Origin of the sequence: Hydrotalea sp., assembly GCF_049968455.1 — a bacterium.
GTDB lineage: Bacteria > Bacteroidota > Bacteroidia > Chitinophagales > Chitinophagaceae > Hydrotalea.
Genome location: NZ_JBMFQT010000020.1, coordinates 1 through 12,906, shown reverse-complemented (window position 1 = coordinate 12,906; position 12,906 = coordinate 1). Strand labels below are relative to the sequence as shown.

General features: G+C 34.2%; 6 protein-coding genes and 1 CRISPR repeat array. Of the genes, 3 read left to right on the top strand and 3 right to left on the bottom strand.

Going from position 1 to position 12,906, the window contains the following annotated elements; genetic code table 11:
* Positions 1-19: 19 nt before the first annotated feature.
* The 3 genes from kdpA to ACP5P5_RS12305 form a co-directional block, all read right to left on the bottom strand.
* On the bottom strand, positions 20-1,723 hold the full coding sequence (kdpA, locus tag ACP5P5_RS12315) for a potassium-transporting ATPase subunit KdpA (RefSeq protein ID WP_428286417.1): 1,704 nt from the start codon (positions 1,721-1,723) through the stop codon (positions 20-22).
* 401 nt (positions 1,724-2,124) lie between these two features.
* The gene (locus ACP5P5_RS12310) at positions 2,125-3,483 is read right to left on the bottom strand and encodes a sigma-54-dependent transcriptional regulator (protein WP_428286416.1); all 1,359 of its coding nucleotides are present in this window, start codon (positions 3,481-3,483) and stop codon (positions 2,125-2,127) included.
* 107 nt (positions 3,484-3,590) lie between these two features.
* Positions 3,591-5,750 (bottom strand): S9 family peptidase, encoded by a 2,160-nt coding sequence (locus tag ACP5P5_RS12305; protein ID WP_428286415.1) that lies wholly within the window; start codon positions 5,748-5,750, stop codon positions 3,591-3,593.
* A gap of 229 nt (positions 5,751-5,979) precedes the next feature.
* Between ACP5P5_RS12305 and cas9 the strand changes: the two genes are divergently transcribed.
* From cas9 to cas2, 3 genes are all read left to right on the top strand, one after another.
* The gene (cas9, locus tag ACP5P5_RS12300) at positions 5,980-10,674 is read left to right on the top strand and encodes a type II CRISPR RNA-guided endonuclease Cas9 (RefSeq protein WP_428286414.1); all 4,695 of its coding nucleotides are present in this window, start codon (positions 5,980-5,982) and stop codon (positions 10,672-10,674) included.
* Between the two features lie 206 nt (positions 10,675-10,880).
* A complete protein-coding gene (gene cas1, locus ACP5P5_RS12295) occupies positions 10,881-11,792 on the top strand; it encodes a type II CRISPR-associated endonuclease Cas1 (protein ID WP_428286413.1) in 912 nt (303 codons plus the stop codon).
* A gap of 93 nt (positions 11,793-11,885) precedes the next feature.
* Positions 11,886-12,239, top strand: coding sequence for a CRISPR-associated endonuclease Cas2 (gene cas2, locus ACP5P5_RS12290; protein ID WP_428286412.1), 354 nt, complete (start codon positions 11,886-11,888; stop codon positions 12,237-12,239).
* Positions 12,240-12,352: 113 nt separating this feature from the next.
* Positions 12,353-12,860: direct repeats of the CRISPR family, unit length 47 nt; unit sequence GTTGTATTCAAAGATCGAACAAAAAGAATTTGAAAGCAAATCACAAC.
* Positions 12,861-12,906: the final 46 nt, after the last annotated feature.

Genomic DNA, 12,906 nt, shown 5'->3' with positions numbered 1-12,906 from the left:
ATTAATATATAACATTTGTTTAGAAAGAAAAATATTCGGCAACAGGGCCCAGTGTAAGTGCAGGGAAAAAGGATAATGCTGCAATAATGATAATTACCGCAATAATCATAATGCCAAATGTTGGGGTATCAATTTGTAAAGTACCGGCACCGGCAGGAATATATTTTTTTTGCGATAAAGATGCGGCAATTGCTACCGGTCCAATGATTGGTATAAATCTGGCCAATAACATTACAATTCCATCGGCAATATTCCACCAGGCCGTATTCGCATTTAGTCCCGCAAATTCGCTACCGTTATTGGCACTTGCTGAAGTAAATTCATACAACATTTCGCTGAAGCCATGATAGCCGGGATTAGACAACCATGCTGCATATTGTTCAGGATGATGCGCATACAAATAGGAAGCAATAGCGGTACCGGTTAAAATTAAGAATGGATGCAACAAAGCAACAATCATGGCAATTTGCATTTCACGTGCTTCTATTTTTTTACCCAATAACTCAGGTGTTCTTCCTACCATTAACCCACTGATAAACACGGCTAAAATCATGAAAATATAAAAGTTTAAAAAACCTACACCTACCCCACCATAAAAGGCATTAATCATCATTCCCAACATGGCACACATGCCTGATAGCGGCATAAAGCTATCATGCATAGCATTTACCGAACCATTACTGGTTACCGTTGTTGCAATTGCCCAATAGGCTGAAGCCATTGAACCAAAGCGAACTTCTTTTCCCTCCATATTTCCGGAAGTATTATTAATACCCATTTTGGCAATAGCAGTATTTCCCTTAATCTCCATGCTAATGGTGGGAACCACTAAAAGAATGAATCCCAAGGTCATAATACCGAAAATAATCCAGGCTAATTTTTTTCTATTCAGCATATAGCCCATGGTAAAGATTAAAGCAATGGGTAATAAATAAATAGCTATTGTTTCAACCATATTGGTAAAGTAGTTCGGATTTTCCAGTGGATGGGCAGAATTGGGTCCAAAGAAACCCCCACCATTTGTACCCAATTGCTTGATGGCAACAAAAGCTGCAACAGGCCCTTTACTAACTTGTACAGTATCACCTTGCAAAGTTGTAATGGTATCTTTACCTTGAAACGTCATGGGTACACCGTTGTACAAAAAAATAATGGACAATACAATGCAAATAGGTAATAACACTCGTGTACATGTACGAACAAAGTAAAAATAAAAGTTACCCAACGGTAAATTAATCCCTTCTTTCATTGCCTTAATAACAACAATAGAAATGGCTATACCACTGGCTGCGCTAATAAACTGAAAGAGCATTAATACCAATTGTCCTAAATACGACATGGCTGTTTCGCCTGCATAGTGCTGAATATTGGTATTGGTAATAAAACTGATAGCGGTATTAAAAGCCAAATCGAGTGGCATGGATGGATTATGATCGGGATTGAATGGCAGATGCGACATATTTGTTAATACCAACATGGCCAATACAAACCAAATAAAATTAATCATCAATAATACCTTGATGTGTTGTTTCCAATTCATTTCAACATTTTCATCTATACCCATTAAGCTATAAATGAAGCGGTCAACCGGATTCAACACAACATCTAACCAGGTATCTTCTCCTAAAAATACCTTTCCCATATATCTACCCAATGGGATGGCGATTAATACAGCGATTATGAACATGGCAATTACACCATATAATTCCGAATAAGATTGCATTATAATTATTTTTAAACTTTAAAATTTTTCTACCTGACGTTTAATAAAATGCGATTTAAAATTTTTCAGGATGCACAAGTACATAACACATGTAGATGAATACCAATATTGCTATAATAAAAACGATAAACATTTTGAATGAAGATTGATAATGTGGTGATATAATTCGTTGACTAGAAAATTAAATACTTAACTTAAAGCATCATTATGAGGTGTTCAGTTTTGGCATGGCTCATTCATTTTGGCATTATAAGTGGCAAATGAAAGACCAAGAATTTTCAGGATCAACGAAATACACTACAGGACTTAATTATGAAATTTTTTCATTATTCATGTGCAAAAAAATACCCTTTCAAATTGAAAGGGTAAGACTATCGTTTTGAAAGGGTAACAATAGAAATTTATTGAGGGGAAACGGAAATTTTGTATTCTTCCAGTTTTCTGTAAAGAGTAGTTAAAGCAATATTCAATAAACGAGCAGTTTCCGTTTTATTACCACCGCTATATTGCAGTACTTTTTGAATATGTGCTTTTTCAACAGAGGCTAAATCAAAAATACCCGATTGATGCATGGTATCCCTATTAAAATCTTGCAGAAAATCAATAGGCAAAGTTTCGGGCTGCAAAACATCCGAATCGGTTAAAATAACGCTTCGTTCAATAATGTTTTTTAATTCTCGAATATTGCCTTTCCAAGTATGGTTTTGCAAGAGTTGAATATAATCGGGACTAATATTTTCTATTTTCTTGTTTATTTTTTCTGAGAAATGCTTTAGGAAATAGGCTGCAATAACAGGTATATCCTCTAATCTTTCACGCAAGGAAGGCAATTGAATTTGAAAAACAGAAATACGATAATACAAGTCCTCACGAAATTTTCCATTTAAAATTTCTTGTTTTAAATCTCTATTCGTTGCAGCAATTAAGCGTACGTTCACTTTAGTAGGCACGGTATCGCCGAGTTTCAAAAATTCGCCTGTTTCAATAACACGCAACAGTTTGGCTTGTAAATCAATGGGCATTTCGCCAATTTCATCTAAAAAAATGGTTCCTTCATTGGCTTCTTCAAAAATACCTTTTGCATCTTTCGTGGCTCCGGTGAATGCTCCCATTTTATGACCAAACAATTCATTTTCTAACAAATCTTTGCTGAAAGCCGAACAATTTACTGCGACAAAAGTGTTTTGTTTACGCTTACTTGCCTGATGAATAGCTTGTGCAAATACTTCTTTTCCCGTTCCTGTTTCTCCCAACAATAAAACCGTTGCATCCGTTTGTGCCACCCTTTTAGCTGCATCAATTGCATGTTGAATTAATGTTGATTTTCCGATAATACTATCAAAAGCATATTTATGAACTAACTGCTTTTCCAGTTGCTGTAAGCGTTTAGCCAGCTTTACTTTATCCATTGCCCTATACAGTAAGGGAATTATTTTTAAATTATCATCACCCTTGGTTATATAATCAAAAGCGCCACTTTTAATGGCTTTTACACTATCCGGAATAGTGCCGTATGCCGTCATTAAAATAATTTCAATGGTAGGATACTTTTGCTTGATGGCAGCAGATAATTCAATACCATTTTCATCGGGTAGTTTTACATCGCAAAGTACAATATCAATATTTAGTTGTTCTAATTTCTTTAATCCCGATTTTCCATCACCGGCCTGAAGCACTTCAAAGCCTTCCAGCGTTAACATTTTAGCCAATAGGTTTCTAAGCTTCACTTCATCATCAATTATTAAAATAGTGTTGGCCATATTCATGAAAATACATTCGTTGTAAATGCTTATAAAGCGTAATAAATGTAAAAGTAAGTTGATTCCGAAATTAAAAAAAGCCCCAACTTAGAGTTGAGGCTTTTGGCTTAGTGAATGAGTCCTTCCGGAACAGATTTTCGCAACAAATATTTATAAATGAATTTGGTTTTTAAATTTTGGAAATCATCCCACTTAGCCGATAAATAAGGCCATCCATGTCTGCCGCCCGGGTATAACATCATTTCAAAAGGCTTCTTGGCATCTTCCAATGCACTAATTAATTGTATGCTGTTTTGCATATGCACATTATCATCCATAGTACCATGCACAATTTGCAACATACCTTTATAATTGTTCACATAATTTAAAACACTACTTTTCCTATACCCTTCTTCATTTTCTGCAGGTGTGCCCATATAACGTTCAGTATAATGGCTATCATACAACTGCCAATCAACTACGCTTCCACCTGCCATCCCATAAGTAAAGACATCAGACTTATACGTCAATGCCATACACGTCATGTATCCACCATAACTAAATCCTGTGATGCAAATACGAGCAGGATCAGCACCTGCATTGTTAATAAACCATTTAGCCATAGTGCTGTAATCTTCCATTTCCCAATACCCCAAATCATGGTACATATAATTTACACCTGCTTTTCCAAACTGGCCACTGGCTCTGTGATCGAAAGCCACTTGAATTAATCCTTCTTGTGCTAACAATTCCCTGTTCGCAGTCCAATTCCATTTATCCCATACGGTACCGGCATTAGGTCCACCATAAATACTGATTAACATGGGATATTTTTTATTTTTATCGTAATGCGCAGGCCATGTAACCAAAGCAGGTAATTCAAATAAACCATCTGCACTTTTAATGCGTATAATTTCGGTTTTGGCAATAGCATATCTGTCCATTTCAGCACCTTTGGCATTACCTAACTCTTTTATTATTTTACCATTTACATCAACCAATGCCATACGGGTAGGAGTTTGTGTATTACTGTAAGTGGTAATAAAATAATTGCCAAATGGTGAAAAATTAACAGAATGATTATAATTTCCAAACGTTATTCGTTTTGGCGTACCGCCATCAAAACTTATTTTGTACAAATCTATTCTGGTAGAATTTTCTAAACCCCTTGCTGTAAAATAAATTATGCGATTAGCTTCGTCAATATATTCAATGCCGGTAACTGTGTATTTTCCGTTAGTAATGGGATGTTGCAAAGTACCATCCATGTTATAGAGATACAGCATATTCCATCCGCTTTTATCACTTTGCGCAATATAACCTTTGCCATTTTTTAAAAAGTTAATGCGCCCACCTACCCTATCTTCTAAATCAATCCATGTTTTTTGCGTTTCGGTGTATACAGGTTTACGTGTACCCGTTTGTGTATTTACTTCGTAAATAATTAAACTGTCTTGTTTACGATTCATCCAGGGTAACCACAAACTATTATTATCACTGCGCCAAATAGGCCATCCAAAATACTGATCATCTTTTTCATTAAAATTTGCCCAAGTAATATTGCCCCCGTCTGGATGAACAAAACCAATTTTAACTTCAGGGTTTTTATCACCGGGTTGTGGATATCGGGTTTCTTCTAAATAACCATGTTTTCCTTCGCTGCTATAAATAGGGAAAATAGGCACCATGCTTTCATCAAAGCGAGCATAAGCAAGGGTTTTACTGTCGGGGCTCCACCAAAATGCCCGATAATGTGTAGGACGGCCATAAATTTCTTCTAAATATACCCAACTGGCATAGCCATTTAAAATGGTAGCAGAGCCATCGAAGGTTAATTGCACTTCTTTTTGATTGGCTATATTGTAAGCATATAAATTATTGTTTTTGGTGTAAGCAATAAAATTGCTATCCGGTGAAAAAGTAGGGTTTCTTTCCTGCGCAGTATCATGCGTAATTTGAGTGGGATTACCATTGATGAATAAAAACAAATCGTTGTTCATAACGGTAACACGCTTACCCATTTGCGCATCGTTATTTTGTATGAATGGGGTTGTTGTATTTGTTGCAATGTTATAGCGCAACATTTTAACATCGCTTCTATTTTCGCCACGTTGTGCTAAAACCAATTCATTATTATTTAGCCACTCCATTACAGAAGGCAATGGTTGCATAAACCCTTTAGGTGGTTTACCGGTAACAAGTTCTTGAATAGGAATTGTTTTTTGTTGTGCCGGCAAATAAGCTACCAAACAGCAAGCCACAGCCAGTAAGCCAAATATTTTTCTCATGTGTTTGAAAATTTGGAATGAAGGTAAAACACAAATACATGCAATGTTGTTCCATTTATAAAAAAAACTGAGATGGGGTTATACAAATATTAAAATTTTTGTACTTTGAGGAAGAAAAAAGCCCCACCGCCATAGGCAGGCAGGGCTAAGATTATCTTCGGCCTTATAGCCTTATTGTGATAAGTCTTTCAATTTCTAAAATTATAAATTAAAAACCAAAAAATCAAATATGTCTGAAAATAATATTTTAGCACTTGACTTAGGTAGTAATTCCATCGGTGCTGTTATTAGAAATATAGATGAAGATACCCAATTTAAGAAAGCTACAGTAATAACTTTTCAAACGGGTGTTGGGAAAGACAAAGAAAATAAATATACTATTTCGCTCGCTGCAAATCGTACAAGCAAAAGATGTATCAGGCGGCTTTATCAATCAAGAAAATATAAATTATGGGCCGTACTTGAAGCTCTCATAAAAGATAAGAACAAATTGTACTGCCCTATTAACGAAAATAGCCTTAAACGTTGGAAATATTATAACAAAGAGCAGGCACATCAAGGGAATGGTGGAAGAAAATATCCAGTTAATGATATTTTATTCAACAATTGGATTAAACTGGATTTCAATAATGACAATTTACCTGATTATACCAGTCCTTACCAGTTGCGTCATGAATTAGTTACCGTTAAACTAGATTTTTCAAAAGAAGTTAACCGCTATAAACTTGGAAGGGCCCTTTATCATATTGCACAGCATCGCGGATTTAAAAGTAGTAAGATTGTAAATGATAAAGACGATGAAAAAGAAAATAGTGACGTTGAGAATTTAGATAATATTGGTGCTGAAAGCAAAAAGCAATCAAATTTTATTAAAGAATTAGAAAAAATTGGTTTTAGTTATAACCCTGAAAATGAAACCGTAGGAAGTTTATTTGCTAGGGTGGAGACAAAAGGTATTCATCACCCTGATAGAAAAACAGAAGGTATTCGCATTCGTAAAAATCTACATCAGTATGTAACACGTAAAATGCTGATTAAGGAGGTAAAGCAAATTTTTGATTTTCAGCAATTGGAATTCAATGAAATTTTTGATGAAAAAAATTCAAAAATACCTATAGCGTATTCACCTATTTTCCGGCAAAGGCCTTTACGTTCACAAAAAGGATTAGTGGGTTATTGTACACTAGAAAGTCAAAAGATATTTGATAAGAAAAAAGGTAGAGAAGTATTTGTAGGTAAAAAACGTTGCCCAATTAGCAGACCGGAATTTGAAGAATTCAGAGCATTAAGTTTTATTAATAACATAGCCTATAGGGAAAAAGACAATCAGGATAACGAATGGCAATTCCTTCCACCAGAAATGCGAAAAGGGCTTTATCAGGAAAAGTTCTTAGTTCAAAAAGATTTTGAATTCCATGCCATAGCTAAATGGATAAAGCAAAAAAATAAACATGATAATTGGGAACTTAACTATAATTCTAAAACTAATGTATCAGCCTGTACTATCACTTCGCATTTAAAAAGAATTTTTGGCGATGATTGGAACATGCCTGTTACAAGAACCGACAGGAAAGGAAAAGCTTATTCCGCACCATTTTATGAAGATATATGGCATGTATTGTTTGAAAGTGATGATCAGGATTTTATAGAAGATTATGGAAAGTCAAAACTAAATTTAAGTGACGAAAAGATTCAGCAATTAATTGCACTTTGGTATGCTATGCCAGTTGGTTATGCCCAATTAAGTTTGAAAGCAATCAATAATATTCTTCCTTTTTTACGGGAAGGATATATTTACACGGATGCGGTATTATTAGGGAAAGTGCCGGAAATATTGGGAATAGAAATTTGGGAAGAAAATAAGCATTTTATAGCCGAATCATTGAAAAAATTAGTCATTGAAAAAAATCGTGAGGAAAAACGAATATTAAATATCGTCAATAACCTTATTGCAAAATACAAAGCCCGTCCAAAGGGTAATGAACGATTTGCAGACAATGATACCAATTACATAGTTGGTTCAAGAGATTTCAAATTACCTATAGGAAGTATAGAACGGGATGATGTACAAATAGAAAAAGCTGCAGAAGAGGGTTTTGGTAGAGAAACGTGGAAAAAGTTTTCTGAAGAAGAAAAAGCTAAGTATATTAATCAAATCACAGAAAGTTATCAAAAATTTTTTAAATCAAGCGATCGGGATTTTTACAAATTACCCAGATTGGGGGATGCCATGAAAGTTTTTCTGGCAGATAAATTTCGTGATCTTTTGTATTGCCAGAATTCATTTAAAAAAATTGAAAATGGAGAAACAAAATGCAATTGTGAAAAATGTAAAAGAATAAATAAGCTCTACCATCCTTCCATGATAGCCATTTATCCGCAGGCAAGGGAAGAATATTATAAGTACAATGGTATTACAAAAAATATGGTTATGCTTGGCTCGCCCAAAACAGGTGCATTTAAGAACCCAATGGCAATGCGAACGCTGCATGAATTAAAAAAATTAGTGAATTACTATATCGTTACAGGACAAGTTAACGAAGAAACAAGAGTAGTAGTTGAAATAGGACGTGAGTTAAATGATACTAATAAACGATGGGCTATTGAAAAATATCAGGAAATCAGGAGAAAAGAAAATCAGGAGTTTGCTGCAGCCATTCTGGAATTAATTAAAGATCCTGAAGCAAAAGGTTCATTGGCCAATCCATATTCAGACAGTGATATTGATAAATTTCGATTGTGGTATGAAATGATTGAATCACCGGAAGGATTTGAGAAAAATGGCAAGTTCACTGCCACAAAAGATGATCGTACCACAAAGGAAAGTAGAGGTAATCTAAAAAAGAAACATTTCGGTGAAGACACGGATTCAAATGGGGATGAATTTTATGAATTTAGTGAAAACCATTTTGAAAATGTGAAAAAAGAAATATGGCTAAAGCTCAAAAAAGCCAAAGATAAAGTGATAGATAAATACCGACTTTGGAAAGAGCAACAATGTTTTTGTATGTATACAGGGCATCCTATTAGTATTACTGATTTATTTAATGAGAACTTAATTGATATTGAACACACTATTCCAAGAAGTATTTCATTTGATAATAGCCTTGCGAATAAAACTGTTTGTTTTTTTGATTATAATCGAAAAATTAAAAAAAACCAAATACCTGCAGATTTACCAAATTACAATGAAATTGTCGCAAGACTTGAAAAATGGAAACAAAAAGTCAAAGACCTTGAAATGCGGGTGGAGTTTTGGAAAGGAAAATCAAAAAGGGCGACTACTATTGAATATAAAAATATTGCAATCCGTGAAAAACACCTTTGGCAATTTGAGTTAGAATATTGGCGAAACAAAGTAGAAAGGTTTACAATGAAAGAAGTAAAACCAGGATTTAAAAACAGTCAGTTGAAAGACACTCAAATTATTTCCAAATATGCACTCCATTATTTAAAAACTTATTTCAATCAGGTAGAAGTGCAGAAAGGAGAAGTAACTGCACAATTCCGAGAAATATTTGATATACAAGAAACAAGAACAGAAAAAGATCGAAGTAAACACAGTCATCATGCTAAAGATGCAATGATCTTGTCTGTAATTCCTAGTGCTGCTATTCGTGATAGAATGCTGGAGCTTTGGTATGCAATAAAAGAAAAAGAGTTGTTATTGAAGTCAGATACTGAACCAAACAAAGCAGCTTTACAAGAAGAAATAAAAAATCTGAATGAGGAATTGAACGATTATAAAAGTAGATTAAAACCGAAAGGATTTAATAATACAATCAATGAATTAGACAAAATTATTTTAAATAATAACATATCAAGAAATCGTTCAGTAATTCCAGCTTCCAAAAAAATTAGAATTAGAGGGAAAAATTTTGTGGCGAAGGGTGATGCAATTAGAGGTGAATTACATTTAGCTACTATGTACGGCAAAATTCAAATGGTTGAAAGAGAAAATGATATACCAGTTCGGGATGAAAATGGTAATTGGAAATTTTTAGAAGGTGATGACGCGTTTAAAACAGTACTTAGAAAAGAAGTAGATAAAAATTTGAACATCGACACCATTGTTGATCCTCCTATAAAAAAAATAATCAAAGCCCAAATGAGAGAAAGAACTTTAGCCGCCACTTTAGCTGAAGATGGTGGACTTTACATGTTAAACAAAGAAGGAAAAAGAGTGCATAAAATAAGACATATTAGATGTTTTGAATCTTCTGTAACCAACCCAATCCAAGTTAGGAAACAAGATATTTTTAGCAATAAGGAGCATAAAAACTATTATTGGGCTAAAAATGGAGAAAACATTCTCTGTGCATTTTACCAAAAGTCCATAAAAGACAAAAAGGGTAATGAAAAAATTGATCGAGAACTTGAAATCATTTCTCTGATGGAGGTTGCCAAATTTGTACAGTCTGGCGAAATTAAAAATTTAAATGACCTAGAAATATATAGGACAGACAAAAAAACAGGTGAAGTGATCATTGATGAAAATGGTAATAAGGAAAAGCCCTTTGCAATATTGAAACCTGGCATGAAAACAATTTTTTATGATAATAATCTAGAAGAATTATTCAAGGCAGAAAATGAAACTGAAAATGATTATTTAAAAAGAATTAGTTATCGAACATATATCCTAGTAAAATTTTCTGGAGGGCGAATTACTTTTAAGCATCATTTGGAAAGCAGAAATGACGACCAATTGAAAAAGGCATACCCAAAAAATAAATATGGTGTAGCCGGTACAAGTGGAATTACAAAAAATGTTATTGATGCTTTAACTGAAAATGAATTAAATAATTTCGAGCCTTGGCCCAAACTATTATATACAAGAGACTGGTTAAATATGGCTATTGAAGGCAAGCATTTTGAAATGATGCCTGATGGTTCAATAGTATGGTTAAAAAATAAGAATGAATAAAATATTTTTGAATCTTAGTTTATTATGTTATTTAAAAATTTTTATAATTTTATTTTAGTCTATTTCATTGAATAAAGTATTTATAGAATGAATTCATGATAAATCAATTGAAATTATTTCTGAAGTTAGACGGATAGATGAAACTAAAATATTGCATCTATTAATTTATTTCATTTTTTACACAAGCTTAATATCTTACATATATAATGCTCAAACGTACCCTTTGCATAGAAAACCCTTGTCATTTAAAATGCAACTTAGAGCAGTTGGTAATTAGCTATGCCCATATAAAAGGATTAGAAGACCGGCAGGATAAAACCGTGCCCATAGAGGATATTGGTGTATTGGTGATAGAGCACCCTCAAATAACCATTACCCATTTTTTATTAGACAAACTGGTGGCTAACAATATTGCCGTAATTACCTGTAATGCAAACCACCACCCCAGTGGTATGTTATTGCCATTAGAAAGCCATACACTGCAAAGCGAGCGCTTTAAAGCACAAATAAATGCCAGTGAACCTTTAAAAAAGCAATTATGGCAACAAACCATAAAAGCAAAAATTAAAAATCAAGCCGCCATTTTACAAAAATGGCAAGTGCCCGCAGGATATTTAAATACAGCTCAACAGCAAGTTAAAAGCGGCGATAACGATAATGTCGAGGCAAAAGCAGCTGCTTACTATTGGAGCCACTTATTTCCTGCATCCTGGCAGTTTTTTAGAAACCGAGAAGGCCCCCCACCCAACAATTTATTAAATTATGGCTATGCCATTATAAGGGCTGCCATGGCCCGCGCCATTGCAGGAGCAGGTTTATTGCCAACTTTAGGTATCTTTCATCGCAACCGATATAATGCCTATTGTTTAGCCGATGACATGATGGAACCCTACCGCCCATTTGTAGATGCCATTGTTCGTCAAATTATTCACGACACATCATTGGTAACAACATTAACACAAGCATTCAAAGTGCAATTATTAAATGTATTAACACAAGATACTATTATTGATAACCAAACCAGTCCATTAATGATTGCTATGCAAAAAACGGCATTTTCGTTAAGTAAATGTTATACCGGTGAACTACGAAGGCTGTCCTTTCCTGAGTTTCAATAGGCAATTCAAATAAAAGAGATGTAAATTTTAAAATAAAATACATTTTATAAACGTTTTTATCAATAATTACCAGCATTCATTAATGTTGCCAATATGGCGGCAAAGCAAAAAAATGCAGAACGATTTAATGCCTATAGAATTATGTGGGTAATGGTATTTTTTGACCTGCCAACAGAAACCAAGGCGGAAAGAAGAGCAGCCCAACAATTTCGAAAAAATATGTTAGCTGATGGGTTCATTATGTTCCAATTTTCCATATACCTCCGCCATTGCCCCAGCATGGAAAATGCCACCGTACACATTAAACGCGTAAAAAAGAACCTGCCGGAAAAAGGCCATGTAGGCATAATGACCATTACCGATAAACAATTTGGCATGATGGAATTATTTCAGGGTAAAAAAGAGGCACCCGGTCAACCCATTCCGCAACAATTGGAACTGTTTTAAAAAATAGAAATGAAAAAGGAGGCCATTGCCAAAGCAATGCCTCCGAAAAACTTCATTTTTTTTGTACTATTTCCTTTGAAAACCCTTAATGGCATTGCATTTTGGCCTAAGGTGTTGTATTCAAAGATCGAACAAAAAGAATTTGAAAGCAAATCACAACTAGCGCAACACTGCATAATAGTAAGCTTTAGTTGTATTCAAAGATCGAACAAAAAGAATTTGAAAGCAAATCACAACCAATATCAAAAGCAGGTTATGGGTATTTTGGTTGTATTCAAAGATCGAACAAAAAGAATTTGAAAGCAAATCACAACAATTCAAAATTTATCCTTTTTTAAAAATGGTTGTATTCAAAGATCGAACAAAAAGAATTTGAAAGCAAATCACAACCGCGGAGCGTCGTTTAGTTTGAGCGGCATCGTTGTATTCAAAGATCGAACAAAAAGAATTTGAAAGCAAATCACAACAAACAAATGGCCTATGTAATTTAAAATGGTGTTGTATTCAAAGATCGAACAAAAAGAATTTGAAAGCAAATCACAACGGTGGGTTAACAGGTCTTACAAATGGTTATGTTGTATTCAAAGATCGAACAAAAAGAATTTGAAAGCAAATCACAACTTTCGGGTGTTACATCCAAAATTCGTTTTTGTTGTATTCAAAGATC

Excerpts from the sequence above, each read along its gene's own strand:
- ACP5P5_RS12305 (WP_428286415.1), bottom strand. The coding sequence starts at position 5,750 with ATGAGAAAAATATTTGGCTTACTGGCTGTGGCTTGCTGTTTGGTAGCT.
- kdpA (WP_428286417.1), bottom strand. The coding sequence starts at position 1,723 with ATGCAATCTTATTCGGAATTATATGGTGTAATTGCCATGTTCATAATC.
- cas2 (WP_428286412.1), top strand. The coding sequence starts at position 11,886 with ATGGCGGCAAAGCAAAAAAATGCAGAACGATTTAATGCCTATAGAATT.
- ACP5P5_RS12310 (WP_428286416.1), bottom strand. The coding sequence starts at position 3,483 with ATGGCCAACACTATTTTAATAATTGATGATGAAGTGAAGCTTAGAAAC.
- cas9 (WP_428286414.1), top strand. The coding sequence starts at position 5,980 with ATGTCTGAAAATAATATTTTAGCACTTGACTTAGGTAGTAATTCCATC.
- cas1 (WP_428286413.1), top strand. The coding sequence starts at position 10,881 with ATGCTCAAACGTACCCTTTGCATAGAAAACCCTTGTCATTTAAAATGC.